Raw genomic sequence first — 19,767 nt, 5'->3', positions numbered from 1 at the left:
CTAGTCGCCGGACCTAGCTTTGTCCTCAGATTAACTGCCCTGATACTGGGTTTTCGGCAGTTGTTCTGCTATCTTTACTTGCAGAGAAAGATCCTATGGAGTTGGATAGATAATGCTCAAAGTTGCGGTCATGGTATCTGGCAGGGGCAGTAACTTGGAAGCGATCCTCCAAAGGCAACGCGAGGGAGTACTGGGAGCTGAGGTTTCCCTGGTAGTGTCTAATTATCCCGATGTTAAGGCTGTACAAATTGCGAAGGATTTTGGGATAGAAGTATTTGTCTGCTCTGACCGCAAAGGTAATGATAGGAAAGAAGCTCAAATGGAAATATCTAACATGCTTATTGCTAGAGATGTTGGCTTAGTTGTTTTGGCAGGATATGATCGCATACTGACGAAGGAATTTGTACGCCGTTGGCAAGGAAAGATCATCAACATACATCCCTCACTGTTACCTGCATTTAGAGGAACACTCCACGCTCAGGCCGAGGCCCTAAAGCATGGGGTAAAGATATCTGGTTGCACTGTACACTTTGTGACTGAGGACGTTGACGCGGGACCTATAATCGCACAGGCAGCCGTTCCAGTATTTGAGAATGATACTGTGGAATCTTTGTCCGATAGGATCTTGATGGAAGAGCATAGAATCCTCCCCGAGGCTATAAGGCTCTTTGCTCAGGGAAGACTTACTATTCAGGAAGGAAAAGTCTTAATCAAGGGGTAAGGTGGTGCGTGCTATTGTAAGTGTCTCCGACAAGACCGGCATAGTAGAGCTTGCAAACGATCTTGTTTCTAAAGGGGTAGAGATTTTCTCTACTGGTGGGACTTTGACTGTGTTAAGGGAAGCTAATATTCCCGCCAAGTCTGTTACCGACATTACTGGTTTCCCAGAGATCATGGAGGGAAGAGTCAAGACGCTACACCCTCAGATACATGGGGGCATACTTGCTAGAAGATCTCGGCCAGATGACATGCAAGAGATAGCAGCACTTGGTATCGAGCCTATAGATATTGTAGTGGTAAATCTTTATCCCTTTGAAGAAACTGTTTCTAATCCCGATACCGATCTCTCTACAGCGCTAGAGAACATAGATATAGGTGGGCCTACACTTATTAGGGCAGCAGCAAAGAACTTCCTAGACGTTTTGGTCCTGACTGATCCTCAGGATTATCAACCTGTCTTGGAAGAGTGGTCACAACATGGGCAGGTAAGTCAACAAACTCGCAGGTGGCTAGCAGCCAAGGCTTTTGCCCATGTATCAGCCTATGATGCTCTTATAAATCGCTATCTGGCTGCTGAGGAGGAGCTGTTCCCTAACGTGGTCACCATACCTTTGCGCAAGGTACAGGATCTAGTGTATGGTGAGAACCCTCATCAAAGGGCAGCTTTATATGCTGAAGTAAGCCCTGGATATACAGGTCTAGTTCAGAAGTTGAGACAAGTGGGTGGTAGGGACCTGTCTTTTAACAACATATTGGATCTATATGCCGCGGTTAGTGTTGTTGCTGACTTTCTAGGACCAACAGTTACCATAATCAAACATGGTATTCCTTGCGGATTGGCAACCAACCCTGATCTACAAGTAGCCTTTGAACGAGCGCTAGCTGGGGATCCAGTTTCGGCTTTTGGTGGGATAGTAGGTGTGAATCGCGAAATAGATGCAAGTCTGGCGGAAGTTATGACCCAAACACATTTTGATCTCATAGTTGCTCCTTCTATTACTGAGGAAGCCAAGCAAGTTTTTTCCAAGAAGCGCAGGTTGAGGTTACTTGAGGTGGGTGATATGAAGCCCAGCTGGGAGGAGCCTCTAACTCCTTGGACCATCGATTGGAGGAGAATAAATGGAGGGTTCCTTGCACAAACCATGGATGCAGTATCTCCAGATGAGGTAACTACCAGGGTGGTCACAGAGCGTCAACCTACACTTGAAGAGACGACTGACTTGTTATTTGCATGGCGTGCAGTAGAGCATGTAAGGTCTAATGCTATAGTTCTAGCAAAGGATCTCTCTATGGTAGGTGTAGGTTCGGGGCAAACAAGTCGAGTTGATGCAGTGAGGCATGCGGTAGAGAAGGCCGGACCAAGGGCAGAAGGCAGCGTTATGGCCAGCGATGCTTTCTTCCCGTTCCCCGATGGCATAGAGGAAGCTGCTAAGGGGGGCGTAACCGCAGTCATACAACCAGGCGGCTCTATCAGGGATGAAGAGGTAATACGTGCCGCTAACAAGCATGGCATGGCTATGGTCTTTACAGGTACCCGCCACTTCAAGCACTAATACATTAGCATTGTAGAAAATAGAAATTGGGAGGGATCTAAGTATCCCTCCCAACCCTTCTAGGTTGACGATAATAGCCTATCTTTCAGCTAGCTGTCTTCTGTACTCGTTATATTTCTCAGCTATTTCAGGGTACTTGATTCCGAGGATTTGTGCTGCCAGGTAAGCCGCATTTCTGGCGCCCGCCTTTCCTATTGCCACAGTGGCTACTGGTACGCCTGCAGGCATCTGGACTATAGCGTAGAGGGAGTCTTGACCTTTTAGGTCGCTTGTGGGCAGAGGGACTCCGATAACGGGTTTTGTTGTAAGGGAAGCTATAACTCCTGGCAGGTGTGCAGCTGCACCAGCTCCTGCTATAAACAGCTCTACACCATTTGCTGTTGCCTGTGATACGTATTCCCTGAGCTTATTGGGCTGTCGATGAGCGGATATTACCTTAAGCTCTCCTTCTATCCCCATCTGTTCGAGAGTATCCATTGTTTCCTGCATATAAGATCTATCTGATTCGCTACCCATTAACACAGAAACTAGAGGCATAAATTATCAATCTCCTTCCCTATAATTTTTCTTGCTTCCACGTTAGCTAAATCGTAGACCTGATCTATAGACATGTCATGCTTTTGAGCTAATGACGCACAGTCTTCGTACTCAGGCTTAACTTGATGTACTTTGCCATCTATCAGCTTCAACTTTAATCTGATTTTGCCCAATTTGGTATCTATCTCCCTTATCTCTCTGCGAGCTTTTACTCTTTTAAGACGGCTCTCCCTTACGCCAAGAGTTGTAGTCTCTCTCAGAAGCAAATCCGTAATCTCTAATGCATTTTCTTCTAGCGTTAGGACGCTTATCACATGTCCATATCTACCTTTCTTCATAATGACCGGAGAGATCCAAACGTCCAGAGCCCCGCTACGAAGTAGTTTCGATTGCATATAAGAAGTCAATTCAGGGGATAGGTCATCAATATTTGTCTCTATCATGACTACTTCGTCTACGTCGTAGGTGTTAAGTGCTGATGAAGGTTCATCCTTTTCGAGCAGTACAGCTCTCAATGCATTGGGCCAAGGGAGATGACGTGAGCCAAATCCGTACCCTATTTTACGAATCTTGACAGCAGTCGGTATATCAAAATGAGCCAGCTTGGCTACAAGGGCTGCTCCTGTAGGGGTTACCATCTCGCCAGAGCCCCTACTGAATGTAACTCTGGCATCACACGTACTGAGGATTTCCAAAGTGGCAGGCGCAGGCACCGGTAGCTTTCCATGACTTGTAGATACGAAACCATCTCCCAAAGGTAAGCTTGAACAGTAAATCTGATCTATCTCTAGAAGATGCAGCGCCAAGCATGTGCCTACTACGTCTATTATCGAGTCTACAGCTCCAACTTCGTGGAAGTGTATTTCATCCACCGATGTGCCGTGTACTTTGGCTTCAGACTGAGCGATTAGGTGAAAGATGTCTATGGCTTTATTCTTGACGCTGTCAGGAAGCTTAGATTTTGTAATTATCTGGACTATGTCCTGAAGGTTTCTATGGATGTGCTGCTCTGAATACTCAACTTCTATCTTAGTTCCGCTTATGCCTGATTGTGTTGTCTTCTCTATCTTTAGGTTCCAGTTACCTATATCCAGAGATTGAAGTTGCTCATTCAAGGCATTTGCGTCGGCACCTAGATCTAACAGTGCTCCAAGAAACATATCTCCGCTAATGCCACTATATGTGTCTAGGTATAGCTGCGTCATGAAGTGAGTGCTCCATTCTTAGTTGGCCGCATGCTGCCAGAATGTCCGCTCCCCTTTCCAATCTCACTGTGCAGGGTATTCCCGCGCTTAGTAGTATGTCTCTGAAAGCATTTACCTCCTCAGTTGAAGGAGGCTCAAAAGGACTCCCGGGTACTCTATTGAGAGGGATCAGGTTCACGTGGCAGAGCAGTCCTCGTAACAGGTTCGATAAATCTCTTGCTTGTTCTTTGGAGCTGTTACAGCCAGCTATGAGTACGTATTCAAAGGTGATTCTCCTATGAGTTCTTGCGACATATCTTTTTGCAGAGGCTATCAACTCTGAGATGGGCCACCTGCGATTGATAGGCATGATACTTGTGCGTAGATCATCATTAGGTGCATGGAGCGATATAGCTAGGTTCACCTGAAGATCTGTTGGTGGAAATCTATCTATCTGATGAACTAAGCCCGCAGTGGATATAGTGATCCTGCGTGCGCTAAAGTTCATGCCGGTGGGTTCATGCAAGTTCTCTACAGATCGCCAGACAGCATCTAGGTTAGCCAAGGGCTCGCCCATACCCATGTACACAATATTTGTGAGCTTCCTACCTTTATCACGAAGCCTCTTCGAGAAGTACAGGATTTGATAGACTATTTCGCCTGCTGAGAGGTTTCTATAGAAACCTCCTAAGCCAGTAGCACAGAATGTACAGCCAATAGCGCATCCTGCTTGTGAGCTTACGCAGACCGTAGCCCTACCATCAATATATTCCATTAGAACGCTTTCAATAGCGTTACCATCTTCAAGACGGAACAGAACTTTCTCGGTATCACCTCCATCAGCTACAAACGTCCTAATGGGAGTGATGTTAGGGAATGGGAACTCTGCGCTTAGCTCCTCTCTAAGGGCCTTTGGCAGGCTGGTCATTTTCTCTGGATCGATTTCTAACTGCCTATAGAGGGCCTGCCATACCTGAACCGCTCTGTATTCTGGATAACCCCTCAGCCTGATCCATTCACGCAGTTCCTGTAAGGAAAGATCAAGCAAGGATTTAGCTGGCTTGTGATTTTTCCTTTTGGCGATACTGAGTGCCGGATGCATGTTCATCGAGTAATTATATCGTATAGCACTTAGATAATTTCCAAGCACTTCATTCCTTTACACTTAGTTCCTTACTTGATACATTGCAACTGGACTTGACCATTTTATGGCAGGTACTACTTTGGGAGGAACAGGTGATGTCATCTACCCTTCATAAAGTTACCATTCGGGACCTGATACGTTTGAAGCAAAAAGATGAACCCATAGTAATGGTGACTGCGTATGACTATCCAACCGCCCTACTGGCTGATAGGGCAGGTATAGATGTCATATTAGTAGGCGATTCCATTGCTAACAATGTCCTTGGGTACGAACATACCTTACAAGTAAGCATGGACGAGATGATAAGCCATTCTAGAGCTGTTTCGAAGGCAACTGAAAGGGCTCTTATTGTGGGCGACATGCCATACATGTCCTATCAGCCCTCTGATAGAGATGCGGTTTTGAATGCTGGTGCCTTTATGAGGGATGCTGAAGTCGATGCAGTAAAGCTCGAGGGCGGCACGGCAGTGCTTTCAAGGATTAAGGCCATAGTAGCTGCGGGCATACCAGTAATGGGGCATATAGGCCTTACTCCTCAGTCATTCTCGTTGCTCGGAGGTTACAGGGTACAAGGGAGAGATTCTGGCTCTGCCTTGAGGCTCTTGAATGAGGCCCTGGCTCTACAGGATGCAGGCATATTCGCTCTTGTTCTCGAGGCTGTACCTGCGCCGGTGGCCAAGGCTATCACAGAGCGCTTGGAGATACCTACCATAGGCATTGGTGCTGGTCCTTATTGCGACGGCCAAGTGTTGGTCTTCCATGATATATTTGGCTTGAGTCAAAGATCACTACCTAAGTTTGCCAAACGATACGTTGACCTATCCGAGCATATACTTAAGGGCTTCTGTATGTACAAAGAGGATGTAAAGAGTAGAAAGTTCCCTGACGAGGAGCACTCCTATTCATTAAGCCCTGAGGAGCTCACCAAATTCCAGCAAGCTTTGAGTTAGTTATTTTTGTGCGCGGCAGGACTCTATCTGCCGCGCACAGCTCTACCAGATCTTGAACTTCCTGTTTTCGTATATGAGCTCTCCGTCGGCGTAGACCTTAGCATCAGTCAGATCTGCGATCATATCCCAATGTATGGCGGATGCATTGGTCCCACCCGTTTCAGGGTAAGCCCTTCCAAGGGCCATATGCATCGTTCCACCTATCTTTTCGTCGAAAAGTATGTTACGAGTGAACTTCTGAATATCGTAGTTTAGGCCAAAGGCTACTTCGCCGACTCTTCTGGCTCCCTCATCGATATTTAGCATTGAGTTCAGCAAATCCTCCCCGCGGGAAGCAGTGGCGTCTACAACCTTGCCGTCCTGGAAGGTAAGCCTCACGTTTTCTACCTCCCTTCCGTTGTATACGGCTGGATAGCTGAACCTTATATGACCATTTACTGAGTCCTCAATAGGTCCGGTGAATACCTCCCCGTCTGGGAAGTTATGCTTGCCATCTGCACTTATCCATTTTCTTCCCCCTACTCGGTAGCGGAGATCGATATCATTCCCAACGATATGTATTTCATCATGGCTTTCAAGCAGCTTCACGATTTCTTGTTGCTTTTTGGCTATCTTTTGCCATGATTCAGATGGGTTATCGTGATGGATTAATCCTGCGTTAAACACAAAGTTTTCATATTCCTCTAGGGACATCTCTGCATCCTGAGCATACGCATGTGTAGGGTACAGAGTCAGGCACCATCTGAGCTCGCCTGTTGCGGCTCTTTCAAGATATCTTCTCATGATATCTGTTCGTGCTTGCTGGGCGATGGCTAGCTTGTTAGGGTCTACATTGGTTAGAGACTTGGTATTCTCATCCGCCATTATCCTTAGCATAGCATCGAAGTATTCTATCTCCTGTCTCTCGGGTTCTAGCACGAATCTCAACTGCTCGTCGGTACTTTCACGGAACCTTATCTCGGCCAGGCCATCTATAGTTATCCTGGTCATAACATGTGCACCAGCCCTGATGGCCTCTCTATAAGCTTCTCTTACAAGGGGAGCGGCTGCAGCAGGAGCGGTGATTATAAGCTTATCTCCAGGTTGTATACCTAATGAGTAGTTTATAAGTACCTGTGCTAACTTCTGATGTCTCGGGTCCGCCATGATACCTCACCTCAAGCAACGTAGTTTATGAAGCAACTTGTTTGATAGCTTGTTGTTGATACATCTCTATTATCTCTTGTACCGTGGTAGCATCTTCTGGTCGCTTGTCCGACTCTCTAAAGCTCACCAGGCGAGGGAACCTAAGGGCATATCCCTGCTTATCTCCATCCATACCTGCTGTGTGCACCGGAGACCTTGTGATTTCGTCGGCGAGTACCTCTATAACTACCGCGGGCTCCACCCACACGCTTGGCTGAATTATGCTTTCTACTCGAGCTGGTTTTTCTTCTGTAACATAGGGTTTACATCTTTCTACGACTTCCTTCCATTCTTCGTCAGTTAGTCCTGTGCCTATCTTAGTGATGGTTTGAAATGTATCCTTGTCTGAGTTATAAACGGCAACCAATAATGCTCCAGCACCGAGTTGTGCCCTTTTCCCTCTGCCATAGATGTAGCCTACTATGACGCAGTCGACAGTATCTTGCAGTTGCCCTGCGTGAGTTCTTTTGAGCTTTACCCAGTTAAAGTTCCTTGCTCCTGCCTGATAAGGGGAGTCTAACCTCTTGGCGACTATGCCTTCGAGGCCACTTTCTATTGCCTCGTTAAAAACCTCCATCAACTTCTCAACGTTATCTGCTATGACCCATTCTGAAATGATGAGAGAGTCTTCCCCCTTAATGGTATCTGCTAGTACCTCCCTTCTCTCTACATATTTCATTCCCATCAAGTTTTCACCATTCTTATAGAGAATGTCGAAAGCAAACAACTTTAATGGGAGTTCTTGAGCCGCTTCTTCTATTTTGTGCTTTCTTCTTCGCTTTGTAGTGACTTGAAACGGGAGGAACTCTCCAGATAAGGGGTGGTAAGCAAGGGCTTCTCCTTCAAAAATAGCAGTTTCTGCATCCACCATGGCTAGAGTGCCGCTGGTGATTTCAGGGAACATCCCTGTCATGTCCTCAAGATTCCTAGAGAATATTTTCACCTCGTTTCCTATTTTGTGTACCTGACATCGGAAACCATCGTATTTCTTCTCAACAGCACATTGCCCCATCCTGTTGATTATGGCCTCGGGAGTGGGAAGTCTCTCAGCTAGAGCTGGTCTTACTGGATTACCGGGCATAATAGAGAGTTTCTCTATGCCCTCTATACCCTCCTTCCATAGGGTCTCAGCTATGAGTCCGAGATCTGAGGTTTCATTATAGGCCCTTTCTAGAGGTTTGCGAAGGCTCTTATCTCCGCTCTTAGCAAAAGATAAAGCATCCAAAATAGTTGGATCTCCTACTCCTAGCCTCAAGGTACCTACTGGTATTCTGCATATGTAGGTTACAGATCTAGGATCCAGCTTCTGTAATATATTTGCGAACATGCTTATCTTCTTCTCAATACTGCCTGGGCCGGATACCTGACTTATAGCCATAAGCTGATTGAATATTTCCGAGACAGTTGGGGTGTCTTCCGCGGGCAGATCTTTTCCGGCCTCCTGCTGCACCTGACGAGCTGCTGTGCCAATATCTCCAACTTTATCAAAGACCTGCATAACATGTTTTCTGTCCACACCAAAAGCTCTAGCAATAGCGTCTGCAACGTAGTTTATTCCCATACCTATCTCGATAGGCTTAAAGAAAGGTGCAATCCTGCCTTGTAGTAGGTAAGTAATTGGTCGCACTTCGGACTGATCACATTTGGAGTACAAGTCGGCCAAAATGGCTACTAAGGTGTTTCTACTTGTGGTATGGTCCAACTGTTCAAAGTATTCTGCGAGTTTTGAAAAGAGCATTTTGGCCTCCATGGGATTACGTTGTGATTATACCTTTCTTCCTAGTCTGTATTAGGTCACCCATAACGATTTTAGGTGCTTCTAAATAGTACTAGAGCCTGGGAGCATCTCCCAGGCTCTAGTATCCTTACTTTTACGAGTTTTTGCTTGCTACTGAGTTACGACTGGTTGGAGAGATGAGAATGTAAGCCTATCCCCATCTCTATCGACAACTACAGTGTCTCCCTCTTTGATCTCGCCGCTTATAAGCATCTTCGAAATCATGTTCTCTATGTTCTTCTGGATGGTCCTCTTCAATGGTCTAGCGCCGAAGGTGGGATCAAATCCCTCATCAGCGAGCCACTCCTTAGCTGCTTGTGTCAGCTCCAGGTTTATCTTGCGCTCCTCGAGCCTCTTCTTAAGGTCACCTAGTTGTATGTCCACTATTTGCAGTATCTGTTCTCTGCTGAGCGGATGGAATACTATGATTTCGTCTATTCTATTCAGAAATTCGGGCCTAAAGGTTTCCCTTAGTGCTCTGGTCACAGCATCCTCAAGCTTCTTCTGCTCACCTCGACTGTCCACAGCCCTGGTGAACCCTAGTGGCTGGTACTGCTCGATCCAACCAGTACCCACATTGCTAGTCATAATGATGACCGTGTTTCTAAAGTCAACCGTTCTCCCATGCCCATCAGTCAGCCTACCATCATCAAGTATCTGTAGCATTACGTTGAAGACCTCAGGGTGAGCCTTCTCTATTTCGTCAAACAATATCACCTGATATGGCCTCCGTCGGACAACCTCAGTTAGCTGTCCACCTTCATCGTAACCCACATATCCAGGAGGAGACCCTATCAACCTGGATACCGTATGGCGCTCGCCATACTCGCTCATATCTATTCGGACCATGGCTTCCCTATCATCGAACAGGAACTCAGCTAACGCTCTAGCCAGCTCGGTCTTACCTACTCCTGTTGGTCCAAGGAATATGAAGGAACCTATTGGCCTGTTGGGATCAGATAGGCCTGCTCTGCTCCTTCTAATGGCGTCGGATACAGCTTGTATGGCTTGATCCTGTCCGATGACTCTCTTATGCAGAGCTTCCTCCATGTGAGCCAGCTTAGCAGTCTCAGACTCTAGCATTTGGTTGACTGGAACACCAGTCCATTGTGCTACAACCTCAGCTATATCCTTGGCAGTTACCGTCTCACTTATTGGATGCTCTGACTTGATCTTCTCGTATTCCTTATCGTACTCATTTTGTGTCTTTATGAGTTCAGCCTTGAGCATAGCTGCACGCTCATAATCCTGCTCAGCCACTGCCGCTTCGATCTGCGAGTTCAAGCTCTCAATCTTTCGCTTGTAAGACTTAAGCTCCTCAGGTAGATCGAAGTTATCTAGGCGCACCTTGCTGGCTGCCTCATCCATGAGGTCTATAGCCTTATCAGGCAGTCTGCGTTCCTTGAGGTATCTGTGGGATAGCCTCACAGCCGCCTCAAGCGCCTCATCAGATATCTTCAGGCCGTGGTGCTGCTCGTACCTGTCCCTTACTCCATAAAGGACTTGCAGGGTCTCTTCTGGGGAGGGCTCCTCAACAAACACCGGAGCTAGTCTCCTCTCCAGAGCTGCGTCCTTCTCAATATGCTTTCTGTATTCGTCAAGTGTAGTTGCTCCTATCGCCTGCAGCTGTCCCCTAGCAAGGGCAGGCTTCAACATATTGGCGGCATCCATTGCGCCTTCCGCAGCCCCAGCTCCAACAATCGTATGTATCTCGTCTATAAACAGTATAATCTGGCCCTTAGATTGCTTGATCTCGTCTACTACGGCACGTAGCCTTTCTTCAAACTCTCCTCGGAACTTAGATCCAGCAAGCATCGAGGCCAAGTCAAGTGATAGTACCCTCTTGCCCCTCAGTGGCTCAGGCACCTCATCCCTGACTATAGCTTGAGCAAGTCCTTCCACGATTGCAGTCTTACCTACCCCGGGCTCTCCTATAAGGACGGGATTGTTCTTGGTTCTTCTAGATAGTATCTGCATGACCCGGCGCAGCTCTGTCCTTCTGCCTATCAGAGGATCAAGCTCGTTCTTCTCGGCCAGCGCAGTCAGGTCGACGGCAAACTTCTCGAGTGCCTGTCCCTGGGCGCTAGCATGAGGATCGGTTATCTTCTCTTCACCTCTGATCTCGTGGAAGGCCTTCTCTACTGCTTCAGGTGTAGCACCACTTGCCGAGAGCAGCCTGCTTGCGGGGCCAGTATTATCTTTGCACAAAGCTAGCAATATGTGCTCTGTGCTTACGTATTCATCCCCGTTTCTGTCCGCCTCCATGGCTGCGGATGCTCCCAGCTGTCTTACCCTAGCTGTTACATACACCTGCAATTGGTTACCACGATTTGGAGTGACCGGTTGAGAGCCACGTAGCACCTGCTCGACCTGATCCTTTAGTCTGGGTATATCTACGCCCACACGCTTCAGGATCATCTGGGCCGTGCTATCTGGCTGCTCCAACAGTCCCAGTAACAGGTGTTCTACATCCAGATATGAGTGACCCATGCGCAACATAGCTTCATGGGCTCTTTGAAATGCATCGTGAGCTTGATCAGTAAACCTATTCAGCGCCAATTCCTTCTACCTCACCCAAAAAGTTTGTAGTAGAGCCGCTAGTTTGCAACTGTATCTGAATCAGCGGCTTCATTACTCATAACATCTAGATGCCCACACGTATTCCAGGGTATGCTTTTTGCAAAATGAATGAATGTGCTAACTTTTTGGAGTAAAATCTGCTTACAGATTGGATGTGGCTCTGATGTCTTCAGTGGATAGTCGGACGATAGTGGTAATAGATGATAATGACGAGGTGCGAGACTTTCTCACCCTTGTATTTGAGGGGGAAGGTTATAGAGTTCTACCCCTAGAGGAGGCTGAAACTGCTCTAGTGATGATCAAGAGGCTACATCCTGCTCTCATAACTTTAGATATAGAATTACCCCGTGTTGATGGTCTACAGCTTCTGGAGTCACTTAAGTCTGACGAGGAGACTATGAATATACCTGTCATCATCCTAAGTGCTAAGCGTAAGTATCTAAGAGATTTCAGGGCTACGAAAGCTGATTGGATCATTGAAAAGCCTTTTGACCTAAAAGATTTACAATTAGCTATAAATATGCTCATACCCTAAGTTCTTCTGTGGAGAAAGCTGCTTGACTAGATATTTAGAAGGCATGAATCTAGGCTTTCAATCGGAATTCGAAGTCCTGAAAGTTAGAGTTACCCCTGCTCCTATAGATCAAATCATCGGCTTTATAGCAAGTACTCTTGAAAGGGGTCACAGTGGCTGGATAGCGACGGTAAATCCCGAATTTATAGTATTGACACAGAAAGATCCTCGATTTCTTCAGGTACTAAACAGCGCAGATCTTACTGTGGTGGATGGGGTGGGTGTCCAGATTGCGCTGTTTCTGCTATACCATATTAGGTCTCCACGCACTCCAGGAGCAGACATAATTAGAGATATATGTGCCCTAGCTGCTAATAAGGGTTGGCCAGTATTCTTCTTGGGAGCTGCCCCAGGAGTAGCCGAAGCAGCTGCCCTAGCCCTGAGAGCAGGGATCCCAGAGCTACAAGTTGCGGGCACTTATGCAGGATGCCATGGTCCTGAGGAAGACGAGCACATAAGACAAATGATAAAAAATAGTGGAGCTAGGTTGTTGTTTGTGGCTTTTGGGATGCGAAATCAAGAGATTTGGATTCACAGGAACCTTCCATATCTCGGCTCTATAGTTGCAATGGGAGTTGGCGGGACCTTTGACTATCTATCCGGCAAAGTGCCTAGAGCTCCAAGACTAATACGTAAGTTAGGGTTAGAGTGGTTTTATAGGCTTCTGCGACAGCCTTGGCGTTGGAAACGTCAGATCGCTTTGCCAATATTTGTCTATTTAATTCTTAAAGAGTTATTGCTTTCCCAAGGCATTAACATAAAGAAAGGATGATAGTGGAGCAAGAAGTTCGTTGTCCAAGACATCCGGATCAGGTAACTAGCCTTACATGCTCTCGCTGTGGTAAGCCAGTTTGCTTTAGATGTATGGTCTACACACCAGTAGGTATAAGGTGTAGGGAATGTGCTAGTAGTCCTAGATCTGGGGTGTATGCGCCTTCCATCGGTCAGATCGCCAAGTCTTTTCTGGCAGTACTTCCCCTTTCTGTAGTGTTAGGGGCGCTATGGATGATGTATCCGCGTTACGCCTTTTGGATAGCCCTGGTACTTGGATTTGTCGGAGGGGAGATGATTAGTCTCGTATCTGGTAGAAAACGCGGACCTGAAATGCAAGCTGTTGCAGCGATCATGGTTCTGATAGCTGTGGTCATAGGACTGATTGGAGAATTGCAGAGGGGATTGACGGTAAGTACTAACATGGATTTCCTGTTTCAGGTGGTTATGGCGGTAGTCGCGTTATTTTTAGCAGTGGCACGTCAAAGGTGAAACTGAATAATACAGATAAACAGCAACTGATAAATCTTATCACATCTTTCCACCGAGTTAGTGCGCTAGTTGTTGGTGATGTATGCCTAGATAGATATATATTTGGCGAACCAACTCGGCTGTCTAGGGAAGCTCCAGTGCCAGTCCTTGAGTGGAGGCGTGAGTACGCCCTTCCTGGGGCTGCATCTAACCCCGCTCTGAACTTAGCTTCTTTAGGTGCACAGGTTTCGCTTGTAGGGGTGGTTGGGGATGACTCAGCTGCAGCGGAGCTCCGAGAGTTGTTGGATAAGCACGGAGTTGAGTCATCTCATCTTGTTTCCTCTCCAGATAGGAGAACAACTGAGAAGACGAGAATATTAGCAGAAGGGTTACTATCCCTTCCACAGCAGGTAGCTAGAGTAGACAAAGTAGATAGAGAGCCTTTGAGAAGTCATCAGATATCTGAACTGAACAAAAATATAAAAGATAAAGCTTCGAGGGCGGATGTCATACTAGTCTCGGATTATAGAGTTGGAGTAGTAAACCCTGAGGTGATAGCGTCTTGCTTGGAGACTTCACAATATCTCGATATCCCTATATTGGTAGATTCTCAGGGAGAGCTTTCCCGTTTCAAGGGATATAAATGCATACGCTGTAACAGACGCGAGGCAGAGAGATCGCTGGGTCATAAATTAGAAACCGAAGCAGATTTCGAGTACCTACTCCCACAGGCGGCTAAATATTTAGAGTGTGATTGGCTGGTTGTAACTCGTGATTCTAATGGTATATCTGCTTATTCCCAAGATACCGGCTACGTTCATGTTCCAGGAGAAAAAGTTACCGTTGTGGATGTAGTTGGAGCTGGGGATACAGTTATAGCTGTGCTAGCTTTGGTGATGGCTCTGGGGGGCGATGTTGCTACAGCTTCATTTCTGGCTAATAAAGCGGCTTCACTAGTTGTGCAGAAACTTGGTAATGCCTACGTGTCCCAACACGATCTACTACAAAGTCTGAGGTAATTAGGAGGAATTTTGGAGCAAAGAGTACTAGACCAACAGGATATCGTTAGATTAGTGAGCGCTATTAGGAAGCAGGTGAAGAGTATAGGCTTTACTAACGGGTGCTTCGATATTTTGCATGTAGGTCATGTCCGCTATCTATGTGCAGCTAAGTCCATGGTGGACGTACTAATAGTGGGCGTCAATAGCGATGAATCAGTTCGAGCTCTAAAGGGACCGCAAAGACCTATCATCCCGGATGTATTTCGTGCTGAGGTTTTGTCTGCCTTGCGCTGTGTAGACTACGTAACCATATTCTCGGACATAACGGCTGAAAGGATCGTAGAAGCTATCAAGCCCGATATCTACTTCAAAGGCGGGGATTATACCCCAGATGTCAATAGCCTCCCAGAGTCTGCGATAGTTAGAAGTTATGGTGGCAGGGTAGTTATATTACCCTATCAAGAAGGTTTTTCGACCACCCACATTCTGGGAACCATTAGAGAATCGCTTGAGAGGTGAAATTTCTGGTATGTCTAAAGAGAGTGTTCTGAGTATCATATTGCGGCTTGTAGAGCATCCTAGCTTTACAAGGACAGAGGGCGAAAAAAGCATACCTGCTCTAATAGATGAGCTTCTTGACGAGGTTGGACTTGGCCTACTTCAACACGGAATACAGAAGATAGCTGGAGATCCCTGGGAACGTTCTTTTGTTTGGGCCTTGCTGAGGGGAAATTCGAACAACGCTATTGTCTTGATATCTCATTTTGATACTGTTGATGTTTCAGATTATGGCGATCTTGGAAGTTATGCCTGTGATCCTAGTGCGCTACGCGAACACTTGTTATCTCGAAGGGAGCAATTAGATGAGCTTGTCTATGAGCATCTAAGGGCCGAATCTGATTGGTTATTCGGTCGTGGTACGGTCGATATGAAAGCAGGTATTGCTGCTCATCTATGGGCTCTATCTAGGTTTTGTAAGGAGAAGCTTCAGGGAAAAGAGTTACCGGGTAGCATAATATTCTTGTCTGTACCAGATGAGGAGGCTGAGAGCATAGGCATCATGGGAGCCGTAGAGTGGCTCTCAACCCTTGCAGAGAAGGAAGGTCTTAGGCTAATAGGTGCTATAAATACTGATTATTCGACACCTAGCTCTCCTGAGGAGATGGATTCCACTATACATGTAGGTACTATAGGTAAGTTGCTCCCTAGTATCTACGTGCGTGGTGTTGAGTCCCATGCAGGGGAGCCTTCAAAAGGGATTGACTCTAATTTGCTCCTGGCAAGGATTGTTTCCAAGATAAGTATGAATCCCGATTTGGCAGATACCGACAATGACATGATGTCGGTTGCACCTGTTACTCTGAAGATGTGTGACTTCAAGGACTGCTATGATGTGAGGATCCCTTTCGAAAGTTTCTGCTACATAAACTACCTCGTTCTAAGAAAATCTCCTGAGAACGTAATAGATGAGATAGCTGCTTTGGTGAATGCTATCATTGTAGAGTCCCTGAGGGATATTGATATCAATATCCCTGAAGTGACTCCTAAGGTCGTTACTTACGATGAGCTGGTGAAAGCTGCCGCCTCTATGCTAGGGAAGGATAAAGTGGAACAATCTTTAAGGAAAGTAAACCAACAGCTGTTTGAAGCTGGCGCAGACTCGAGAATGAGGTGTGCGGAGTTGGTAAGGGCAGCCTGGAACATGAGTGGAATGTCTGGTCCAGCTGCTGTAGTCTACTTTTCACCCCCTTATTATCCGAGTGTAAAAGGAGAAGAAGATAACCCACTTGTGAGAGCTGTTACTGATTTGGCTGCTAATTTGCGCATCAAGATACAGCATTACTATCCGTACATATCTGATGCCAGTTACATGAAGCTAGAGATTGAATCCTCATCCCTGGAAGCGCTAACCAAAAACATGCCTATTTGGTCCGACAAGCGTGAAAGCGGATTATACAACGTTCCTTTTGAGAGCATGCGCAAGGTTAACCTGGATGTAATCAATATGGGCGTACTTGGATTTGACGCTCACAAGTACACCGAGAGGCTATATATACCTTATAGTTGTGAATTTCTCCCCAAAGCTATACATGACGTAGTGCTCTCAGCACTGGAGAATGCTAATGGATGATCTTACGCACATCGATTCTTCAGGGGATGTACATATGGTTGATGTGGGAAGCAAGCCCACATCGCATAGAGAAGCCATGGCGGAAGCTACAGTGTACATGAGTCTGGATACTCTTCAAAAGATAAGGCAGGGTAATTTACCGAAGGGCTCTGTGATATCTGCAGCCAAGTTAGCAGGTATCATGGCTGCTAAACGCACTTGGGAACTAATACCTTTGTGTCATAACATTGCTCTTAGCTCGGTTAACCTGGATTTGGAGTTTATTGAGGATCCCCCATCGATACGATTAGTATCCATAGTTAGAACAGAAGCTCAAACCGGAGTTGAGATGGAGGCTCTAACTGCGGTATCCGTTGCGGCTTTAACCATCTACGATATGTCCAAGGCGGTCGAGCGAGGCATGGTTATAGGGGATATTCGGCTCCTTAAAAAGATAGGTGGTGTACACGGGGAATACAAAGTCGAAACCAAATGACAGAATAGTAATGCTAAAGTCATTTATCTATAACGATAGTTTAACTTTGATTAGATAAACTATACATAAAGCAAAAGCTATCGGCTAGAGCTAGTTATATATTGGCGCGCGGAATTATCGGTTTTTATAATGTATTACTAACTTGTACTGCTGATTTTTGCTTGATTTTTAGTTATAGCTCTTAGTATCGAGCTTATCTAGAAGACGTAACTTTATATGGTTTATGAGTTAGGGGTTTGACTTATGTATGCGCAGTCTGCCGATGTTTATCCACTTCTGCCACTCAAGAGAACGGTTATTTTACCTGGGACTGAAAGTAAACTTACGATAGGGAGGCCAAAATCTCTTGAGGCCGCGGAGTGGTCCATAGCCAGAGACTGTCTGCTCGTTACTAGTGCTCAGAGAAACGGTGATGAGGACGATCCCTCTCCAGAAGGACTAAACCGCATAGGTACCTTAGTGCGGTTGCGCCACTGGGAAAGGCTACCAGAGGGGTTGATGCAGGTTGTGGTTGTGGGCCTGAAGCGAGTTAACCTGCATAGAGTGGAGGTGTCCGAAAAAGGATATAGAGCTCTTGTTTCACCTGTCGAGGAGCCTGAGACCACATCTTCTGTAGAGAGATTAATGATCGATCACGTAGTAGATCTCTATGCCCAGCATGTTGAGTCCAAGGGCAAGTCTCCGAGCGACGTCAGGAACGAACTGGAAGCATTCTCCTCAGCTTCTGAGTTGGCAGACTACTTGGGGAATATCCTTATTACAGATTGGCAGGAAAGGCAGAAATTCTTGAATATTCTTCATCCTATGGACAGGTTGGAGCGCCTGGCCATTATGCTTACGGGTTCTTCTCAAATCGAAGAGCTCGAGTCACGTATAAGAGCGCGAGTTCGACAGCAGATAGATAAAAGCCAGAGGGAATACTATCTGCGTGAGCAACTCAAGGTTATTCATGATGAGTTGAGCGGTGAAGGTGGCAACGAGATACAGGCACTGCGTGATAAAGTCGAGAGTTCCAACTTACCGGATGAGGTTCGTGAGAAAGCTCTACGAGAGATAAACCGACTCGAGAGAACCCCTAGCACATCCCCGGAAAGTGGAGTTATAAGAACTTATCTAGACTGGATACTAGCGTTACCCTGGTCACATAGTACTGAGGATAACTATGATATCAGGCGAACAGAACAGATACTTGATGAGGATCATTACGGACTTGAAAAGGTAAAGGAAAGAATACTCGAGTTCTTAGCTGTAAGAGAGTTGACTAGCAAATCTGGCAACAAGCCGAAAACCCCCATACTTTGCCTGGTGGGGCCTCCGGGTGTTGGGAAGACCAGTTTGGGGCAGAGCATAGCAAGGGCCTTAGGTAGAAGCTTTGTGCGTATTAGCCTAGGAGGAGTCAGGGACGAGGCAGAGATCAGAGGACATAGGCGAACCTATGTGGGAGCCCTCCCTGGAAGGATCATTCATGGCTTAAGGCAGGCTAAGACCAATAATCCGGTAATGTTGCTAGATGAAATCGATAAGATGAGTGCGGATTACAAGGGAGATCCATCTGCTGCTATGCTTGAGGTGCTGGATCCAGAGCAGAATAAGACGTTTGTTGACCATTACATGGAGCTCCCATTTGATCTTTCTAATGTGCTCTTTATAGCCACCGCCAATACACTCGATACTATACCTCGTCCTCTGCTCGACAGAATGGAAGTAATACAGATAGGTGGTTATACCGAGGATGAGAAAGTACAAATAGCCCGAAGATACTTATTACCTAAGCAGATACAGTCCCATGGCCTTCAGCCTCACTACATAGAGATCTCGGACAAGATGCTGAGACATATAGTGCGTTTTTATACACGTGAGGCTGGAGTGCGAAATCTTGAACGGCAGCTGGGCGCAATATGTAGGAAAGCTGCAAGACAGATCGTTTCAGGTAGGACCTCTAGGATCAGAGTTACTACTCACTTGCTACAGGAATACCTTGGTCCGCCTAGGAAGATACAGGATATGCGTAATGCCAGTGACCAGGTAGGTGTGGCTATAGGTATGGCTTGGACGGAACTTGGTGGTGTGCTACTACCAGTGGAGGTGGCTACATTACCTGGAAAAGGCCAGTTGATAATCACTGGTCGTCTAGGTGATGTAATGCAGGAATCAGCTAAGGCAGCACTGAGTTACGCTAGATCCAGGGCGAAGGAACTTAATATCCCTGAGAACTTCCAAGAGACAACAGATTGGCACATACATTTGCCTGAAGGTGCTGTGCCTAAAGATGGTCCCAGCGCTGGGATAACGATGGCCACAGCTATGATTAGCGCACTTACACACAGACCAGTGAGATCCGATGTGGCCATGACTGGTGAGATTACTCTAAGAGGGCGTGTGCTCCCTATAGGTGGGCTCAAAGAGAAAGTACTAGCTGCACACCAGTCAGGAATACGCTGCATAATTGCACCCAAAGATAACGAGCCAGATCTAAACCTAATACCTAAGAACGTACAAAGAGACCTTAAGTTCTACTGGGTTGAGAACATGGACGAAGTGCTAAAGATAGCTCTTGCTCCCAGAGCAGAGAATTCGGATTCTCCAATAGATCTGCCAACTGAAACATCCAGCTACGATCTGTCAGTGCAAAGCAAGAGTAGTTGAACTTAGCGCTTTGATTAGTAGGGTGCGAGGTGACATAAAACCCTCGCACCCTATTTTGCTAGAATTGG

The 19,767-nt window shown here is 46.4% G+C and carries 17 protein-coding genes; 11 read left to right on the top strand and 6 right to left on the bottom strand.

Translation table 11 applies throughout. The features are described from left to right. The first annotated feature begins 112 nt into the window (after positions 1-112). Together purN and purH are read left to right on the top strand one after the other, a co-directional pair. Entirely contained in the window at positions 113-721 is a 609-nt protein-coding gene (gene purN, locus N2245_RS08665) for a phosphoribosylglycinamide formyltransferase (RefSeq protein ID WP_494536336.1), read from the top strand. A gap of 4 nt (positions 722-725) precedes the next feature. Continuing rightward, complete coding sequence (gene purH, locus N2245_RS08660) at positions 726-2,273, top strand: bifunctional phosphoribosylaminoimidazolecarboxamide formyltransferase/IMP cyclohydrolase (RefSeq protein ID WP_494536335.1); 1,548 nt, start codon at positions 726-728, stop codon at positions 2,271-2,273. A gap of 78 nt (positions 2,274-2,351) precedes the next feature. Here purH and purE read toward each other — a convergent pair whose 3' ends face one another. The 3 genes from purE to rlmN are packed head-to-tail and all read right to left on the bottom strand — an operon-like array spanning position 2,352 to position 5,102. Beyond that, positions 2,352-2,810, bottom strand: coding sequence for a 5-(carboxyamino)imidazole ribonucleotide mutase (gene purE / locus N2245_RS08655; RefSeq protein WP_494536334.1), 459 nt, complete (start codon positions 2,808-2,810; stop codon positions 2,352-2,354). Beyond that, a complete protein-coding gene (gene larC / locus N2245_RS08650) occupies positions 2,801-4,015 on the bottom strand; it encodes a nickel pincer cofactor biosynthesis protein LarC (RefSeq protein WP_494536333.1) in 1,215 nt (404 codons plus the stop codon). The genes purE and larC overlap by 10 nt, the downstream gene beginning before the upstream one ends. After that, on the bottom strand, positions 3,987-5,102 hold the full coding sequence (gene rlmN / locus N2245_RS08645; protein WP_494536332.1) for a dual-specificity RNA methyltransferase RlmN: 1,116 nt from the start codon (positions 5,100-5,102) through the stop codon (positions 3,987-3,989). The genes larC and rlmN overlap by 29 nt, the downstream gene beginning before the upstream one ends. 131 nt (positions 5,103-5,233) lie before the next feature. On the opposite strand from rlmN, the gene panB reads away from it, so the two are divergent. Then, positions 5,234-6,088 (top strand): 3-methyl-2-oxobutanoate hydroxymethyltransferase, encoded by an 855-nt coding sequence (gene panB, locus N2245_RS08640; RefSeq protein WP_494536331.1) that lies wholly within the window; start codon positions 5,234-5,236, stop codon positions 6,086-6,088. A gap of 42 nt (positions 6,089-6,130) precedes the next feature. Here panB and N2245_RS08635 read toward each other — a convergent pair whose 3' ends face one another. The 3 genes from N2245_RS08635 to N2245_RS08625 all read right to left on the bottom strand — a co-directional run bounded on the left by N2245_RS08635 (position 6,131) and on the right by N2245_RS08625 (position 11,609). Continuing rightward, positions 6,131-7,234: an aminopeptidase gene (locus N2245_RS08635; protein WP_494536330.1), complete on the bottom strand. Its 1,104-nt coding sequence runs from the start codon at positions 7,232-7,234 to the stop codon at positions 6,131-6,133. A 25-nt stretch (positions 7,235-7,259) separates the two neighbouring features. Further along, a complete protein-coding gene (locus N2245_RS08630; RefSeq protein ID WP_494536329.1) occupies positions 7,260-9,011 on the bottom strand; it encodes an ATP-dependent DNA ligase in 1,752 nt (583 codons plus the stop codon). A 150-nt stretch (positions 9,012-9,161) separates the two neighbouring features. Then, entirely contained in the window at positions 9,162-11,609 is a 2,448-nt protein-coding gene (locus tag N2245_RS08625) for an ATP-dependent Clp protease ATP-binding subunit (protein WP_494536328.1), read from the bottom strand. A gap of 184 nt (positions 11,610-11,793) precedes the next feature. On the opposite strand from N2245_RS08625, the gene N2245_RS08620 reads away from it, so the two are divergent. The 8 genes from N2245_RS08620 to lon all read left to right on the top strand — a co-directional run bounded on the left by N2245_RS08620 (position 11,794) and on the right by lon (position 19,699). Next, positions 11,794-12,165 carry a response regulator gene (locus N2245_RS08620; RefSeq protein WP_494536327.1) on the top strand — a complete coding sequence of 124 codons (372 nt, stop codon included), beginning with the start codon at positions 11,794-11,796 and terminating at the stop codon, positions 12,163-12,165. Positions 12,166-12,187: 22 nt separating this feature from the next. Next, a complete protein-coding gene (locus tag N2245_RS08615; RefSeq protein WP_494536326.1) occupies positions 12,188-12,976 on the top strand; it encodes a WecB/TagA/CpsF family glycosyltransferase in 789 nt (262 codons plus the stop codon). Between the two features lie 2 nt (positions 12,977-12,978). Then, positions 12,979-13,467 (top strand): B-box zinc finger protein, encoded by a 489-nt coding sequence (locus tag N2245_RS08610; protein ID WP_494536325.1) that lies wholly within the window; start codon positions 12,979-12,981, stop codon positions 13,465-13,467. Continuing rightward, positions 13,464-14,465, top strand: coding sequence for a bifunctional heptose 7-phosphate kinase/heptose 1-phosphate adenyltransferase (locus N2245_RS08605; protein WP_494536324.1), 1,002 nt, complete (start codon positions 13,464-13,466; stop codon positions 14,463-14,465). The genes N2245_RS08610 and N2245_RS08605 overlap by 4 nt, the downstream gene beginning before the upstream one ends. A gap of 12 nt (positions 14,466-14,477) precedes the next feature. Continuing rightward, complete coding sequence (gene rfaE2, locus N2245_RS08600) at positions 14,478-14,966, top strand: D-glycero-beta-D-manno-heptose 1-phosphate adenylyltransferase (RefSeq protein WP_494536323.1); 489 nt, start codon at positions 14,478-14,480, stop codon at positions 14,964-14,966. A gap of 10 nt (positions 14,967-14,976) precedes the next feature. After that, a complete protein-coding gene (locus tag N2245_RS08595; RefSeq protein ID WP_494536322.1) occupies positions 14,977-16,578 on the top strand; it encodes a M20/M25/M40 family metallo-hydrolase in 1,602 nt (533 codons plus the stop codon). Beyond that, complete coding sequence (gene moaC, locus N2245_RS08590) at positions 16,571-17,053, top strand: cyclic pyranopterin monophosphate synthase MoaC (protein ID WP_494536321.1); 483 nt, start codon at positions 16,571-16,573, stop codon at positions 17,051-17,053. Before N2245_RS08595 ends, moaC begins: the two co-directional genes overlap by 8 nt. Before the next feature lie 243 nt (positions 17,054-17,296). Continuing rightward, the gene (lon, locus tag N2245_RS08585; protein ID WP_494536320.1) at positions 17,297-19,699 is read left to right on the top strand and encodes an endopeptidase La; all 2,403 of its coding nucleotides are present in this window, start codon (positions 17,297-17,299) and stop codon (positions 19,697-19,699) included. Positions 19,700-19,767 lie beyond the last annotated feature (68 nt).

The sequence above is a fragment of the Thermobaculum sp. T2p genome (genome assembly GCF_059335935.1).
Note: the sequence above shows the minus strand (reverse complement) of the source record. Positions and strands in the feature narration are given on the sequence as shown.

Excerpts from the sequence above, each read along its gene's own strand:
- purN (WP_494536336.1), top strand. The coding sequence starts at position 113 with ATGCTCAAAGTTGCGGTCATGGTATCTGGCAGGGGCAGTAACTTGGAA.
- purE (WP_494536334.1), bottom strand. The coding sequence starts at position 2,810 with ATGCCTCTAGTTTCTGTGTTAATGGGTAGCGAATCAGATAGATCTTAT.
- larC (WP_494536333.1), bottom strand. The coding sequence starts at position 4,015 with ATGACGCAGCTATACCTAGACACATATAGTGGCATTAGCGGAGATATG.
- rlmN (WP_494536332.1), bottom strand. The coding sequence starts at position 5,102 with ATGAACATGCATCCGGCACTCAGTATCGCCAAAAGGAAAAATCACAAG.
- panB (WP_494536331.1), top strand. The coding sequence starts at position 5,234 with ATGTCATCTACCCTTCATAAAGTTACCATTCGGGACCTGATACGTTTG.
- N2245_RS08635 (WP_494536330.1), bottom strand. The coding sequence starts at position 7,234 with ATGGCGGACCCGAGACATCAGAAGTTAGCACAGGTACTTATAAACTAC.
- N2245_RS08630 (WP_494536329.1), bottom strand. The coding sequence starts at position 9,011 with ATGCTCTTTTCAAAACTCGCAGAATACTTTGAACAGTTGGACCATACC.
- N2245_RS08620 (WP_494536327.1), top strand. The coding sequence starts at position 11,794 with ATGTCTTCAGTGGATAGTCGGACGATAGTGGTAATAGATGATAATGAC.
- N2245_RS08595 (WP_494536322.1), top strand. The coding sequence starts at position 14,977 with ATGTCTAAAGAGAGTGTTCTGAGTATCATATTGCGGCTTGTAGAGCAT.
- moaC (WP_494536321.1), top strand. The coding sequence starts at position 16,571 with ATGGATGATCTTACGCACATCGATTCTTCAGGGGATGTACATATGGTT.
- lon (WP_494536320.1), top strand. The coding sequence starts at position 17,297 with ATGTATGCGCAGTCTGCCGATGTTTATCCACTTCTGCCACTCAAGAGA.